This is a genomic window from Jidongwangia harbinensis, from assembly GCF_020216025.1.
Taxonomy (GTDB): Bacteria; Actinomycetota; Actinomycetes; order Mycobacteriales; family Micromonosporaceae; genus Actinoplanes; species Actinoplanes harbinensis.
This window is the reverse complement of record NZ_JAIWNC010000064.1, coordinates 15,836-30,675: the sequence shown is the minus strand read 5'-3', so window position 1 is coordinate 30,675 and position 14,840 is coordinate 15,836. Positions and strand designations below refer to the sequence as shown.

The 14,840-nt window shown below is 70.6% G+C and carries 12 protein-coding genes and 1 pseudogene; 10 read left to right on the top strand and 3 right to left on the bottom strand.

Translation table 11 applies throughout. The features are described from left to right. Nucleotides 1–127, top strand: a pseudogene (locus tag LDL48_RS41685) (IS5 family transposase); the annotation flags it as partial. Nucleotides 128–514: 387 nt separating this feature from the next. Then, nucleotides 515–1,543, top strand: coding sequence for an integrase core domain-containing protein (locus LDL48_RS41680; protein ID WP_225260724.1), 1,029 nt, complete (start codon nt 515–517; stop codon nt 1,541–1,543). 332 nt (nt 1,544–1,875) lie between these two features. Here LDL48_RS41680 and LDL48_RS41675 read toward each other — a convergent pair whose 3' ends face one another. Then, nucleotides 1,876–3,222 carry a TolB family protein gene (locus LDL48_RS41675; protein WP_225260723.1) on the bottom strand — a complete coding sequence of 449 codons (1,347 nt, stop codon included), beginning with the start codon at nt 3,220–3,222 and terminating at the stop codon, nt 1,876–1,878. Nucleotides 3,223–3,369: 147 nt separating this feature from the next. Continuing rightward, nucleotides 3,370–4,092 carry a hypothetical protein gene (locus tag LDL48_RS41670; protein WP_225260722.1) on the bottom strand — a complete coding sequence of 241 codons (723 nt, stop codon included), beginning with the start codon at nt 4,090–4,092 and terminating at the stop codon, nt 3,370–3,372. Nucleotides 4,093–4,363: 271 nt separating this feature from the next. On the opposite strand from LDL48_RS41670, the gene LDL48_RS41665 reads away from it, so the two are divergent. The 3 genes from LDL48_RS41665 (at nt 4,364) to LDL48_RS41655 (ending at nt 7,743) form a co-directional block, all read left to right on the top strand. Further along, on the top strand, nt 4,364–5,086 hold the full coding sequence (locus LDL48_RS41665) for a CBS domain-containing protein (protein ID WP_225260721.1): 723 nt from the start codon (nt 4,364–4,366) through the stop codon (nt 5,084–5,086). Nucleotides 5,087–5,272: 186 nt separating this feature from the next. Next, nucleotides 5,273–7,111, top strand: a complete 1,839-nt coding sequence (locus LDL48_RS41660; RefSeq protein ID WP_225260720.1) for a putative nucleotidyltransferase substrate binding domain-containing protein — start codon at nt 5,273–5,275, stop codon at nt 7,109–7,111. Next, nucleotides 7,108–7,743: a 3'-5' exonuclease gene (locus LDL48_RS41655; RefSeq protein ID WP_225260719.1), complete on the top strand. Its 636-nt coding sequence runs from the start codon at nt 7,108–7,110 to the stop codon at nt 7,741–7,743. The genes LDL48_RS41660 and LDL48_RS41655 overlap by 4 nt, the downstream gene beginning before the upstream one ends. A 276-nt stretch (nt 7,744–8,019) precedes the next feature. On the opposite strand, the gene LDL48_RS41650 is transcribed toward LDL48_RS41655, so the two are convergent. Beyond that, nucleotides 8,020–8,526 carry a flavodoxin family protein gene (locus tag LDL48_RS41650; RefSeq protein WP_225260717.1) on the bottom strand — a complete coding sequence of 169 codons (507 nt, stop codon included), beginning with the start codon at nt 8,524–8,526 and terminating at the stop codon, nt 8,020–8,022. Nucleotides 8,527–8,883: 357 nt separating this feature from the next. On the opposite strand from LDL48_RS41650, the gene LDL48_RS41645 reads away from it, so the two are divergent. The 5 genes from LDL48_RS41645 to cydC are packed head-to-tail and all read left to right on the top strand — an operon-like array spanning nt 8,884 to nt 14,827. Next, nucleotides 8,884–9,066: a hypothetical protein gene (locus tag LDL48_RS41645; protein WP_225260716.1), complete on the top strand. Its 183-nt coding sequence runs from the start codon at nt 8,884–8,886 to the stop codon at nt 9,064–9,066. A gap of 53 nt (nt 9,067–9,119) precedes the next feature. Next, nucleotides 9,120–10,508: a cytochrome ubiquinol oxidase subunit I gene (locus LDL48_RS41640; RefSeq protein ID WP_225260715.1), complete on the top strand. Its 1,389-nt coding sequence runs from the start codon at nt 9,120–9,122 to the stop codon at nt 10,506–10,508. 13 nt (nt 10,509–10,521) lie between these two features. After that, complete coding sequence (cydB, locus tag LDL48_RS41635; protein WP_225260714.1) at nt 10,522–11,535, top strand: cytochrome d ubiquinol oxidase subunit II; 1,014 nt, start codon at nt 10,522–10,524, stop codon at nt 11,533–11,535. Beyond that, nucleotides 11,532–13,160 carry a thiol reductant ABC exporter subunit CydD gene (cydD, locus tag LDL48_RS41630; protein ID WP_225260713.1) on the top strand — a complete coding sequence of 543 codons (1,629 nt, stop codon included), beginning with the start codon at nt 11,532–11,534 and terminating at the stop codon, nt 13,158–13,160. The genes cydB and cydD overlap by 4 nt, the downstream gene beginning before the upstream one ends. Continuing rightward, nucleotides 13,157–14,827 carry a thiol reductant ABC exporter subunit CydC gene (cydC, locus tag LDL48_RS41625; RefSeq protein WP_225260712.1) on the top strand — a complete coding sequence of 557 codons (1,671 nt, stop codon included), beginning with the start codon at nt 13,157–13,159 and terminating at the stop codon, nt 14,825–14,827. Before cydD ends, cydC begins: the two co-directional genes overlap by 4 nt. Nucleotides 14,828–14,840 lie beyond the last annotated feature (13 nt).

Here is a 14,840-nt window from a genome sequence, read left to right as displayed (position 1 = left end):
CATCAACCAGCTCAAGCAACACCGCGCCATGGCCACCAGATACGACAAGCTCGCCGTGCGCTACGAAGCCACCCTCACCATCGCCGCCATCAACCAATGGCTCCACGCTCTACGAAACACGGCCTAGTACGCGGACCTACACGGGCGGCAACGTGGCGCACGCTTCAGACCGCGCCTGACGTGGGAAAGGGCGCACCCCAACGGCCTGGGGGTCAAGGGGTCGCAGGTTCAAATCCTGTCAGCCCGACAAAAAGTAGCCGGTGACCTGCGGAAACGCAGGTCACCGTTTTTGTCGGATCAAGATCACCCACCGTAAACCCACTGTTTTCAGTTCGCACCTTCGTCGCCTACGCGTCGCGGGCGCAGTCCACGGTGGATGACCGGCTCGTGCGGAATCTCGTGAAGGGTGCCACTTCAGGGTGATTGCTGTGGCCTGGGCAAATGCCGGTGCGGCAGGCTCGGTGGTGTGGTGGTTCAGACGATCGGGTTGCTGATCGTTCGGCGGGTTTTGGGGATGTTGGGCTGCGGTCCGACACCGGACGCGGACGCGGTGGAGATCGCGGTGCTTCGGCACCAGGTGGCGGTGCTGCATCGCCAGGTGGTGCGTCCGCGGTACACCCCGGCCGATCGGACGTTGTTATCCGCGCTGGCGAAGCTGCTGCCGCGGGAGCGGTGGGCGGTCTTCCTTGTCACGCCGGCGACGTTGCTGCGCTGGCATCGGGAGTTGGTCGCCCGGCGGTGGACTTATCCGCGCACCGGGCGTGAGCAGCGCGGTCTGGACGAGGCGGTCGTGGCGCTGGTGGTGCGGCTGGCGCGGGAGAATCCCCGCTGGGGGTACGTACGGATCGTCGGGGAGTGCCGCACTCTCGGCGTGCGGGTTTCGGCGACCTCAGTGCGGCGGATCCTGCGCCGCCATGGTCTCGGTCCAGCGCCGCGGCGTGGCGGGCCGACCTGGAGTCGGTTCCTGAGCGCCCAGGCCGGCGGTCTGCTGGCGACGGACTTCTTCACCGTGGAAACCGTTAGCCTGACCCGGCTGTACGTGTTGTTCATGGTCGAGGTGCAGTCGCGGACGGTGCATCTGGTGGGGATCACCGCGCACCCGACCGGAGCGTGGGTGGCGCAACAAGCCCGCAACCTGCTGATGGACCTGGACGAGCAGTCCCACCGGTTCCGCTACCTGATCCGGGACCGGGACACCAAGTTCAGCGCCGCGTTCGACGCGGTATTCACCGCGGCGGGTATCGACGTGGTGAAGATCCCGCCGCGGGCTCCTCGCGCGAACGCCTACGCAGAACGGTGGGTGCGCACGGTCCGATCCGAGTGTCTGGATTGGACGCTGGTCTGGAGTCCACACCAGTTGCATCGGGTACTGACCGAATACCTACGCCACTACAACACAGTTCGGCCACACCGTAGCCTGGATCTGCGGCCACCGCGTCCGGCTGCCCGGCTGACGCTGGTCGAATCGGGTATCGGCGAGTCGTCGGTGCAGCGAGTCGATGTGTTGGGCGGGTTGATCCACGAGTACCACCGCGCCGCTTGAGTCCACCGAAGGAATGTTACTGCTCCCGTATCAAGGCTCTGCGGCCCTCCGCCACCATGGCCGGCGTAGACCAGCCGCCGATCCCACAGCGGTTGATCTCTTCCACGCCTGAAACCGCGGGAATCCTTGAGCTGGCACCCTTCACGGAACCTCCTGCTCGCTTTCACCGCCAACAGTCGTCGCCGCGCCAGTAGTTGGTCAGGGCCGGAGGCCCTGCTTGTTCGTTACAATCAGCGGCGCTCGTGGCGCAGCGCCGGGGGAGGGCTTTCAGCCATGCGTCACTGTGCCGGGGTGGGGCGCCCCGTCCGCGGCTCGGGGTTTGCAGGCGTTGTTCAGGAGCCGTGGTGGGGGAAACCGGGGGAGCTGCGGACGAATGCGTCGGCGTAGTGGTTTGTGTCGCCGGGTACCAGGTTGGTGGCGGTGGAGAGAAATGCCACCTGTCGGCCGTTGCCGCTGATCGCCGCCCACTCGCTGACGCCGTTCGCGTCGCCGCCGGAACGGGAGACGCTGATCCGGTGGGTCGAGCCAGTCCGGAGGTCGTGAACGAAGACGTCCGCGGAGTCGTTGTTGTCGCTCGAGGTCAAGGTCTGCGCGTATGAGGCGAACACTACGTACCGTCCGCTGTGACTGAGCATCGGGAGGTAGCTGTCGGCGTCGCCCTGGGTTCCGCTGCTCGACCGGCTGATCCGTCTGGTGGTTCCCGCCCGCAGGTCGCGGACGAAGACGTCGGCGGCGTCGTTAGTGTCGTCGGCCACCATACTCGGATTGGAGGAATCGAAGGCGACGTACCGTCCGTTGCTGCTGATCGTCCCCGATGAAGAGCCGATGGCCGCCGCGCCGGTGCTGGTCACGGTGGCTCGGCTGGTGGTGCCGGTCTTGAGGTCGCGCACGAAGACGCCGGGTGCGTCCGAGCCGTCGTTCACGACGGCGGGGTCGGAGGATTCGAACGCGACGTACCGGCCGTCCGCACTGATGGACGGGCTTCCAGCGCCCGGGTTCTCCTCCGTTCCGGCGGGAGATGTGTTGACCAGTACGGTCGTGCCGAGCCGGCGATCGTGGACCAGCACGTCGGGGGCGGTGTTGAAGAACGTGGCGGGGGGCACGAGATTGGAGGCGCGCGTGACGAAGGCGATGTAGCGACCGTCGGCACTAATCACGGGTTCATCGCTGACGCTGTTCCCCTGCTCACCGCTGGAGGACACGCTCACCCGGGTGGTGAGGCCGAGCAGGCGATCGCGGACGAAGATGTCGCCGGTGTCGTTGGTGTCACCGGGCACCAGGTTCGAGGCGTACGATGCGAAAGTTACGAACCTGCCGTCCTGGCTGAGCCCGGGATGCTCCATTCCGAAGTATGCCCCGTTCGCCTCGGCGCCCGCGCTGGACATGCTGACCCGCTCCGTGACGTGGCGCCACCGATCCCGGACGAAGACGTCGAACGTGAGGTTCGTGTCGCCGGGCACGACGTTGTCGGCTTCGGACACGAAGGCCACGTACCTCCCGTTGTGGTTGATCGCCACCCCCTCGCTCGACATGTTCACCTGCCCGCCGTCGGTGGACAAGCTGACCCGCTCGGTCTGCCCGCCGTCGGCATCGGACGACCGCGTCACGGCGGGCGCCGGCAACAACGTCAGAGCTGCAGCACCGGCAAGAATTGGCAGAAGCACCTGCAACGATCTCATCACTCCTCCTTCGCCGCCCGGTCCCGCCGGCCAGAACACCGGAGTCGGGCGTACATGTTGAGATTTCGCAAGGTCCTCGGTCAGCCCCTGGCTTCCTGGTCCGGGAGGTCGGGGTGCCGGGGCAGGTCGGTGACGACCTGCATGAACCTAGGCCGAGCCGGTGGAGACGTAGCCGACAACCCGGCCTTGGTCATTGACGAACTGTGCCGCCCCGGCGCGAGCCTGACCAGGCGCCCCCGGCGCCACACCGTGGTCCTCTCCGTTCGCCTTCACCAAGCCGCCGACAACGTCCTCGTTGTCGTTGATGTCGTTGGCGTACGCGCGGTAGCCGCCTGCGGGCAGAGCGGTGAGCTTGCCGTCATGCCACCAGAAGACGTGCTGACCGTCGTCGTCGTGACCCGCGAGGGAGCTTTGTCCCACGACGTCGCCCCGGGCGTTGATGGTGGTTGCCCTCGCGGAGCTTCCGCCCAGCGTACCGAGGTCGATCAGTTTGCCACGGCGCCACAAAGCTGCGTGGGTGTGGAGACCGTCGATGTCGACCGAGCCGACGATGTCGCCGCGGTCGTTGATCGCGGTGGCGGCGCTGCCGGTCCCGGTGAAGGGAGCGATGTCGTTCATGACTCCGTCGCGCCACCGGAACCCGTGGGGGGACCCGTCGGCGCTCTGGCTGATGCCGACGATCACGCCATGGTTGTTCAGGCCCTTCGGGGGCGTCTGCGGGCCGCCGAGAGTGCCGAGGTCCTGCCAGGTCGGCTCCGGCTCCGGCGCCACCGCTGATGCCGGAGGAGACACGGCGAGCGCCCATCCGGCCAGCAGGCCGGCCGCCACTCCGGAGTGACGGATTGCGGCTCCACGACGTTGTCGGAACATAGTGGTCTCCTTCCATCTCCTTCAGACAACCCGATGGCGGTCGTGCCGACAGGAGCCGAAGGTCCCGGCCGGCGTCACCGCCGTTTCAGATGGCGGAACCAGCCGCCGTCGACAGCGCTGCTCCTGTTCCTGTGGGTCTTTCGACTTGCTCTCCGTGGTCACCCGACCCTTCCGCAGGCGTGCGGGCCCAAGCAGGATGAGGTCAAGGGGCGGGAATGCCCCGATCAGGGCCGGGCCCAGCCTTTAGCGTGGAGGAGTCAAGGAGGCAACAATGCGCCAATGGCTGGTTCAGGACGTCATGACCCGCGACGTGCTCACGGTGGCTCCGGACACGCCGTACCGGGAGATCGTTGATTCCCTGGTGCGTCGGCAGGTGACCGCAGCGCCCGTGGTGGACGGAGATCGACGGGTGATCGGTGTCGTGTCCGAGGCGGATCTGCTGCACAAGGTGGAGTTCATCGGCGAGGAGCACGAGCGTCGCACGTTCGAACGGTCATCGCGGCGTTCGGCGCGCGCCAAGGCACACGCGGCCGTGGCGGCCGATCTGATGACCACGCCGGCGATCACGGCCCTCCCGGAGACGTCGGTGGTGGCCGCCGCCCGGCGTATGGAGGGCGACCGTGTGAAGCGGTTGCCGGTGGTCGACGGAGACGGGCTCCTCGTCGGCATCGTCTCGCGGCGTGACCTGCTGCGCATGCACATGCGGCCGGACCCGGCGATCCGCGAGGACATCGTGGAGTATGTGCTCCGGCGGGCCCTGTGGATCGATCCCGTCTGCGTCGAGGTCGACGTCGTCGACGGGCGGGTAATGCTCGCTGGAAGGTTGGAGCGCAGGAGCACGGCGGGTCTGGCCGTGCGGCTCACCGCGGAAGTACCCGGTGTGGTGGCCGTGACCGACCGGCTGGCGTGGGACTACGACGACTCCAGACTGGTGCGCGCGAGTGGGTACGCGTTCGGGGACTCCGTGCAGCTGGTTCGACCCGGTACCGAGTAGCGCCGCGACCATTCGAGGTTGCGGACGAGGGCGTCCACGGTGGATACGGCACGATGCGGCGCCGTGGAGAGGAGTGGTCATGACAACCGCATCGGCACCCCGGATACAGATTCGTGCTGGGTGACTTTCCATGTGCAACCCGGCAGGATCGTCCCGGTCATCCCGATCGTGAGGGCGGGTGTCATCGTGCAGCAGTTTGCCGACTTTCTGGGGAGCCAGCCGCCGTTCGACGGGCTGGACGCGGACGACCTGGTCCGGCTGGCCGCCCGGGTGGAGGTGGAGTACTTCGCCGCCCGATCGATGGTCGTCGACGAGGACGTGCCGCGGCTGGACCACCTGTGGGTCGTCCGAACCGGAGCCCTGGAGGTGCTGGACCACGGCCAGATCGTCGATCTGCTCGGGCCCGGGGACATGTTCGGCCACGTACCGCTGCTGTCCGAGCTTCCGCCGCGACTCGGCCTGCGGGCCCACGAGGACAGCCTCTGTCTGCGCATCCCCGACCCGCGCGGCTTCCTGGTCCATCCGGAGCGGCTGCGGTTCACCGCCGTCGAGACCGTGTCGAGGCGAGACCGGCTCATCCGTGCCGGCGGCGGCCCGGACCGGCGGCTGGCGCAGCTGATGCGGCCGATCGTCTGGTGCCGGCCCACCGACCGGGTACGCGACGTCGCCGCCCGGATCGGCGAGGCGGCGCACTCGTGCGCTCTGCTGCGTACCGGAGCGGGGTTGGGCATCGTCACCGACAACGACTTCCGGCGCCGGGTCGCCACCGGCGACGTCTCCGTCGACGCGCCCGTCGCCGAGCTGGCGACCGTCCCGGCGCTGACCGTCGACGAGGACGCCACACAGGCGGCCGGGCTGCTGCAGATGGTCGAGCACGGCGTGCACCACCTGGTCGTGGTCAATCAGTCGGACCGGCCGGTCGGCGTGGTCCGGGTGGTGGACCTGGCCCAGGCCGAGGTGCGCGACCCGCTGCTGATCCGGGCGGCCATCGAGAACGCCGCGACGATCGACGAGCTGGCCGAGGCGTCGCGCCTGCTGCCCGCCACGATCGTCGAACTGCGCGACAACGGGGTCGCCGGACCGCACATCGGCGCGGTGCACGCGACCGTGGTCGACGCCATCGTCCGGCGCGCCATCGGCCTTCGTCCCGACGACGTGCTCTCCGAAGTGCCGCATTCCTGGGTGCTGCTCGGCTCCCAGGCGCGGCGTGAGCCGCTGCCACGGTCGGACCTCGACACCGCGCTGGTCTGGGCCGACCCGCCGGGCCCGGAGGCCACGCTGGACAAGGCCGAGGCGATCCGGGCGGCCGCCGGGGCAGTCCTGGCCGACCTGCGCCGCTGCGGACTGGAGCCGTGCCCGAACGGTGCGAACGCCGACAACCCCTTGTTCAGCCGCGCCCGCTCCGGCTGGGCCGCCGCCGCCCGCGCCTGGCAGGACGATCCCACCATGCACGGGGCCCTGCTGCTGTCCGCGATGGTCGCCGACAGCCGTCCGATCACCGAAGTTCCGCTCGGCCGCGCCATGACCGAGATGATCCGATCGCACACCCGGACCACCCAGTTCCTGCGGGCGATGCTGAGCGAGGCGCTGGGGTGGCGGCCACCCACCGGGTTCGTCCGGGACTTCGTGGTCCAGCACAGCGGGGAACACCGGGGACAGCTCGACCTCAAGAGCGGCGGACTGGCCCCGGTCGTCTCGCTGGCGCGGTGGGTCGCGATCGCCACCGGAGACGCCCACGGCACCACCCCGGAGCGGCTGAACCGGGGCGCCGAGCGCGGGCTGCTCGGCGCCGACGAGGCCCGCACACTTGTCGGCGCGTTCGAGGACGTGTATTCCCTGCTGCTGGACCACGAAGTGCGAGCCCTCCGGTCCGGCGAGACCCCGACGACGTTCATCGTCCCGAAGACCCTCGACACCCTGACCCGCCGGCACCTGCGGGAATCCTTCCGGGCGGTCGCCGCGATCCAGAACCGGCTCGACCAGGGCTGGCTGATCAGGCTGAACGAGATGACACCCGGCCCATGAGGCTCCGTCGCCTGGCACCGGTGCTCGCCGCGGATCTTCACGTGCCGTGGCGGGAGGCCGAGTTCTGTGTGCTCGACCTGGAGACCACCGGCCTGGACCTGCGCCGCGACCAGATCGTGTCGTACGGCGCCGCGATCATCGCGCAGGCGCGGATTCATTGCCGGCTTTCGGCGTACGGCGAGGTACGCCCGGGGCGCGCCAGCTCCGTCGGCGCGCTGAAGGTGCACGGGCTGCACTCCGCCGACCTGGCCGGCGCGCCCCCACTGGACGAGGCCCTGGACCACCTGATCGACCTGCTGTCGAACCGGGTGCTGGTGGCGCACTCGGCCTGGATCGAACGCGCCTTCCTCGACCGGGCGCTGCGCTCCCGCGGCCGGAGACTCGGGCCGGGCGTCCTGGACACCGCCGCCCTGCTGCGCGCCTGCGGGCTGACCGGCGGCGACGGGCGGTACGCCCCCGACCTCGAGGCGATCGCAGGCCGCCTCGGGTTGCCGGTGCACACCCCGCACCACGCGCTCGGGGACGCCATCACCACGGCGGAGGTGTTCCTGGTGCTCGCCACCCGGCTGGAGCAGGCGCGGCCGCTGACGGTGCACCACCTGCGCACGCTCTCGCGTTACCACCGCGCCTGAAACCTGCCACCGTCATGGCTTCCGCCTCTGGCGCCGACGGCCGCACGGCGAGAGCCGAAGGAAACGAGTGGAGGTACCACATGCGACCATCATGGATCAGAATTTTCGCGACAACGGCAATCGCGGCGTTGACGGTGGTCCTGACCTCGTACCGCCCGGAGTTCGGCACGTCACGGGGGCGGCCATCTACCGGCCCGTTCGTCCGTGGTAGAGCGGTGGAGCGCGACGCCCGAACGGCGGCGCCGGCATGCTGCCGGCGCCGCCGGTGTATGCGGTTCAGGCGTTGTGGGTGGCGGCGAGTGCGGCCTGTGCCACGGACTCCGCCCATTTCCCGGCCCGCTCCCGCTCCCCGTCGAGCAGCGGCCCCGAGGTACCGGCGACCCGGAAACTCTGCGGCGGCGCCACCGTCACGCAACCGAGCCGCCGCAGCCGGCGGTGCGCCTTGTGGGCGGCCGAGCCGAACAGCGGGCTGGACATCCGCGTGTCGAACGCGGCCGCCGGCGTTCCGGTGAGCGTCGGGCAGCCGTCCAGCCATTCCCGCAGCCCGAAGTCCGCCGAGGCGGCGGAACCCTGGCGGACGGCATCGGCCCGGGTCCCCGGCCGGGTCATGCCGAACGCGTGGGTGGGTCCGCCCACCACGACCAGATCCATACCGATCGCCCGGGGCACGGCGCGGGTCTCGGCCAGCGTCACCTCGAAGTGACTGCCCAGCGCGTCGGCGACCGCGCGGGCGATGGCGGCGGTGTTGCCGAACATGGACTCGTACACCACGAGTGCCTTCATGATTGCCTCCTCGACCCGGCGGTCACTGCGTCGGGTACTTGGTGAGAATGTCGCGCAGCCGTTCCACCACCCGCAGGGACTCCTCGTGGTCGCGCTGCCAGACGTTGCGGCCGAAGATGAGGCCGGTCGCACCGGCCGCCATGGACTCCGCCGCCTTCTCCCTCCACCGTTCTCGGCTCCGGCGGTCACAAACAGGGCCGGGCGGCCCGTCCCCGGCGGACTCACGTCCACCCGGGACTGAGCGGCGGGACCGATGGACCGCACCGCCAGGCCCGACGGCTCTGACCGGTAGGTGGGCGACGCCGGAGGCTGAAGGCATGACCGCAGTCGCGCCGCGCGCCGGCGCTGGCCGTCGCCGTGCTCGCCGTGGTCCTGCTCAACGCGGCGTTCGCGTTCGCCCAGGAGATGCGGGCCGAACGCGCGGTCGACGCGCTGACCGGCGCCGTTCCCGCTTGTCGTCTGGGGCGTCGACGAGCTGTGCCGCTGGTCGCAGCGGAGGAGCGGGACCCTCGCCGGGCCGGACGGGACCTTTGGCCCTGAAGCCGGGACCTGAAGATCGGTGAGCCTGGTGGCAGCCGTGGAAAGGAACGCCCGTGGACGCGCTCGACCTGGCCCGATGGCAGTTCGGCATCACCACCGTGTACCACTTCATCTTCGTGCCGATCACCATCGGCCTGTCCGCGCTCGTCGCCGGCCTGCAGACCGCGTGGGTGCGCACCGGCAAGGAGCACTATCTGCGGGCCACCAGGTTCTGGGGCAAGCTGTTTCTGATCAATTTCGCGATGGGCGTGGTCACCGGCATCGTGCAGGAGTTCCAGTTCGGGATGAACTGGAGCGACTACTCGCGCTTCGTCGGTGACGTGTTCGGTGCCCCGCTGGCCATCGAGGGCCTGCTCGCGTTCTTCCTGGAGTCGACGTTCCTCGGCTTGTGGATCTTCGGCTGGGACCGGCTGCCGAAGAAGCTGCACCTGGCCACCATCTGGCTCGCGTCGATCGGCACGTTGCTGTCGGCGTACTTCATTCTCGCGGCCAACTCGTGGATGCAGCACCCGGTCGGCTACACCGTCAACCCCGACTCCGGGCGCGCCGAGCTGACCAGCATCTGGGCGGTGCTCACCAACTCCACCACGCTGGTCACCTTCCCGCACACCATCACCGCGTGCTTCCTGACCGCCGGGGCGCTGCTGCTCGCGGTGAGCGCCTGGCACCTGCGCAAGGGCAACCAGGAGGAGGTGTTCCGGCCGGGTCTGCGGCTCGGTGCGTGGGTGGTGCTGATCGCGGGCGTCGGCGTGCTGATCACCGGCGACCTGCAGGCCCGGATCATGACCGAGCAGCAGCCGATGAAGATGGCCGCGGCCGAGGCGCTCTACCAGACGTCGGAACCGGCGAGCTTCTCGCTGTTCACCATCGGCTCGCTGGACGGCCGCGAGGAGGTGGCCAGCGTCCGGATTCCGTCGCTGCTGTCGTTCATGGCCACCGGCAGCCCCGGCGGCGAGGTGGAGGGCATCGACAATCTGCAGGCCGAGTACGCCCAGCGCTACGGCGAGGGCGACTACGTGCCGTACGTCCCGGTCACCTACTGGTCCTTCCGGCTCATGATCGGCTTCGGTGCGCTGGCCATGGCGATCGCCGCCCTGGCGCTGTGGAGCAGCCGCAAGGGTCGCCGGCCGGCCAACCGGTGGCTGTGGATCGCGGCGATCGCGACCGTGGGCATGCCGCTGCTGGCGAACTCCTTCGGCTGGATCTTCACCGAGATGGGCCGCCAGCCGTGGACGGTGTTCGGTGTGTTCAAAACCGCCGAGAGCGTGTCGCCGACGGTCAGCGCCGGCGAGGTCGCCACGTCCCTGATCGTCCTCACCCTGCTGTACGGCGTCCTCGCGGTCATCGAGATCGGCCTGTTCCTGCGCTACGCCCGGGCCGGTGCACCCGAGATCGAGACACCCTCCGACGACCCCGACCGGCCGCTGGCCTTCGCGTACTAGAAGGAACGCAACGATGGAACTCACCACCGTCTGGTTCGCCCTGATCGCCGTGCTCTGGGCCGGCTACTTCCTGCTCGAGGGATTCGACTTCGGCGTCGGCATCCTGCTGCCCGTGCTGGCCCGCGACGACCGCGAGCGCCGACTCATGATCAACACCATCGGCCCGGTGTGGGACGGCAACGAGGTGTGGCTGCTGGTGGCGGGCGGCGCCACGTTCGCCGCCTTCCCCGAGTGGTACGCCACCCTGTTCTCCGGCTTCTACCTGCCCCTGCTGCTCATCCTGGTCGCGCTGATCCTGCGCGGGGTCGCCTTCGAGTACCGCGGCAAGGTCGACGACGACCGCTGGCGGCGCCGGTGGGACGCCTGCATCATCGGCGGCAGCCTGGCACCCGCGCTGCTCTGGGGCGTCGCGTTCGGCAACATCCTGCGCGGGGTGCCGCTGGACACCCGGCACGAGTACGTCGGCGGCTTCGTCAACCTGCTCAATCCGTACGCGCTGCTCGGCGGTCTGACCACGCTGACCCTGTTCACCCTGCACGGCGCGGTGTTCCTGGCGCTGAAGACCGACGGCGAGGTACGGCACCGGGCCGGCCGGCTCGCCGCGCTGCTAGGCGGACCGGTCATCGCGATCGCCGGCGGGTTCCTGCTCTGGACCGGCGTACGCCACGGCGATCCGGCCGGCTGGGCACTCTCCGGCGCCGCGGCCCTGGCCCTGGCCGGTGGAGTGGCCGCCACCCAGTTCCGCCGGGAGGGCTGGGCATTCCTGGCCACCGGAGCGACCATCGTGCTGGCCACCTTCGCGCTGTTCGTCACGCTGTTCCCGAACGTGCTGCCGTCCAGCCTCGCCGACGCGAACAGCCTGACCGTCACCAACGCCTCCTCCACGCCTTACACGCTGACCGTGATGACCTGGGTGGCGGTCGCGTTCACCCCGATCGTCCTGGCCTACCAGGGCTGGACGTACTGGGTGTTCCGCAAGCGGCTCACCGCCGAGCAGATCCCGGCCGCGGTCAAGGAATCGGTGTGAAGCCGCTCGACCCGCGCCTGCTCCGCTACGCCCGCACCACGCGGGCGTACCTCGCGGTCACCGTCGCGCTCGGGACGCTGCTGGCCGCGCTGGTGGTGGCGCAGGCGACGCTGCTCGCGCACGGCATCACCGTCGTCTTCCTGGACGGCGCGGGCGTCACCGAGCTGACCCCGACGCTGCTGTGGCTGGCGGCTGTCGTCGCGGGCCGGGCCGCGGTGGCGTGGGCACAGGAGGTCGCGTCGGCCCGGGCCGCCGCCGGCGTCAAGAGTGAACTGCGCCGGCGCCTGCTGGCCCATCTGGCCGCGCTCGGCCCGTCCACCGGCACCGGCGCCTACGCCACCCTGGTCACCCGCGGGCTGGATGCGCTGGACGCCTACTTCGCCCGCTATCTGCCGCAGCTCGTGCTGGCCGCGCTCGTCCCGGCCGTCGTGCTGACCCGCCTGTTGCCCGCCGACCTGGTCGCCACCGCCACCATCGCCCTCACCCTGCCGCTCATCCCGGTCTTCATGGCGCTGGTGGGCCTGCACACCGAGGCGGCGAACCGGCGGCAGTTCCGGCTGCTGTCCCGGCTCTCGCACCATTTCCTCGACGTGGTGGCCGGCCTGCCCACGCTCAAGGTGTTCGGCCGGGCCCGCGCCCAGGCCGGCACGATCCGCCGGATCAGCGGCGAGCAGCGCCGGCTGACCATGCGGACCCTGCGCACCGCGTTCCTGTCGTCGCTGGTGCTGGAACTGCTCGCCACCCTGTCGGTGGCCCTGGTCGCCGTCGGTATCGGGCTGCGTCTGGTCTCCGGCAACCTGGATCTGGCCACCGCACTGCTGGTGCTGATCCTGGCGCCCGAGGCGTACCTGCCGCTGCGCCAGGTGGGCGCGAACTACCACGCCAGCGCGGAGGGCCTCGCCGCCGCCGAGCAGGTCTTCGCCGTCCTCGACACCCCGCTGCCGGCGCGCGGTGACCAGCCGGCCGAGACCGGGACAATCGCCTGCCACGACGTCGTCGTGACCTACCCGGACCGCGCCGGGCCGGCCCTGCACCTGTCCGCGACGATCGCTCCGGGGGAGGTCGTCGCGCTCACCGGACCCAGCGGCTGCGGCAAGTCCACCGCGCTCGCCGTGCTGCTCGGCTTCGTCACGCCGGACTCCGGCAGCGTGACGGTCGCCGGCTGGACACTGTCCACCATGGACCTGAACGCCTGGCGCCGGCAGATCGCCTGGGTGCCGCAACGACCTCAGCTGTTCGCCGACACCGTCCGCGGCAACGTCACCCTGGGCACGGACGCGACCGACGAAGCGGTGCACCGGGCCCTCACCGAGGCGGGCGCCGCGTCCTTCGTGGCGGCGCTGCCGCAGGGCCTCGACACCCCGCTCAGCGACGACGGCTCCGGGCTGTCCGCCGGTCAGCGGCAACAGGTGGCGCTGGCCCGGGCCTTCCTGCGGGACACGCCGATAGTGCTCCTCGACGAACCCACCGCGAACCTCGACGCCGGCACGGCCGCGGGTGTGATGATCGCGATCCGGCGGCTGGCCCGCGGGCGTACCGTCGTGATCGCCGCCCACCGGCCCGAACTGATCGCCCTCGCCGACCGGGTCATCGCGCTCGATGCCGTCCCTGCGGGTGTGCGATGAGCTGGCTGACGTTGCTGCGCACGGCGTCCCGTCCTGCCGTGGGTGGTCTGCTGGTCGCCGTGCTCGCCGGCATCGGCGCCGCCGGTGCCGGCGTCGGTCTGATGGCCACCGCGGCCTGGCTGATCTCACGGGCCGCGCTGCACCCGCCGGTGCTGCACCTGATGGTGGCGATCGTCGCGGTCCGCGCGTTCGGCATCGGCCGTGGAGTCCTGCGTTACCTGGAACGGCTGGTCGGCCACGACGCCGCCCTACGCGTGCTCGGCGAACTGCGGGTCCGGCTGTTCACCGAGTTGGACCGCCTGGCGCCGGCCGGGCTGACCGCGTTCCGCCGCGCGGATCTGGTGCAGCGGCTGGTCTCCGACGTCGAGGCGGTACTCGACATGTGCACCCGGGTGGTGCTGCCGTACGCGGTCACCGTCGTCGTGGGCGCCGGATCGGTCGCCCTGGTCGGCGCGCTGGTGCCGATCGCCGGACTGACCTTGGCCGTCGGCCTGCTCGTCGTCGGTGCCGCCGTGCCGCTGCTGCAGCGCGCCGCCACCGGCCGGGCCGACGCGCGGCTCGCCCCGTTGCGCGGTGAACTGGCCACCGGCACGGTGGACCTGTTGCACGGTCTGCCCGACCTGGTGGCGAACGGCGCCACGCGGCACTACCTGGACCGGCTCACCGAGGCGGACCGCCGATTGCGCCGCGCCGAGCAGCGGTCTGCCGCCGCGGCCGGTACCGCCGCCGCGGTCACCGCGCTGGCCACCGGCCTCTGTGTCGGGATCGGGCTGGTCGCCGGCGCGGTGGCGGTCCGCAACGGCGACCTGTCCGGGGAGTTGCTCGCCGTCGTCGTGCTGACGCCGTTGGCCATGTTCGAGGCGGCGGCCGGGCTACCCGCCGCGGCTCAGCGGTTCGCCGGCGCTCGCACCTCGCTGCGGCGCCTGGCCGAGGTGTTCACCGCGCCGTCGCCGGCGCCCGCGCCGGAACAACCGGCGCAGGTGCCGGACGGGCCGCACACGCTGCGCCTGGAGGCCTTGACCGCCCGCTGGACGGCGGACCGGACCGCCTTGCGGGACGTCAGCCTTACCCTGGAGCCGGGGCGGCGGATGGCCCTGGTCGGCCCGAGCGGATCGGGCAAGAGCACCGTCGCGGCTCTGCTGGTGCGCTGGCTCGACCCGGTCGCCGGCCGGGTCACCCTCGACGGAGTGGACCTGCGCCGGTTGCCGGGGGAGGAGGTCCGGCGGATCGTCGGGTACCTGCCCGAGGACGCGTACCTGTTCGACACCACGGTCGAGGAGAACCTGCGCATCGGCCGTCGCGACGCCACCCTCGCCGAGCTGCGCGACGCCCTGGCCAAGGTCCGGCTGCTCGACTGGGCCGACGCCCTACCGCACGGCCTCGCCACGCTCGTCGGCGAACACGGTGTCCGGCTCTCCGGCGGCCAGCGCCGCCGGCTCGCCCTGGCGCGGGCGCTGCTCGCCGACTTCCGGGTGCTGATTCTGGACGAGCCGACCGAACATCTCGACGACGCGACCGCTGTCGCGCTGACCCGCGACCTGCTGGCCGCGGCCGCCGGCCGGACCGTCCTGCTGATCACCCACCGCACCGACGGCCTGGACGACGTCGACCAGGTGGTGGCCTTGGACGCGGGGCGGCACGTTGACGTACTGACCGCCGTGGCGTGAACCGCAGACAGGT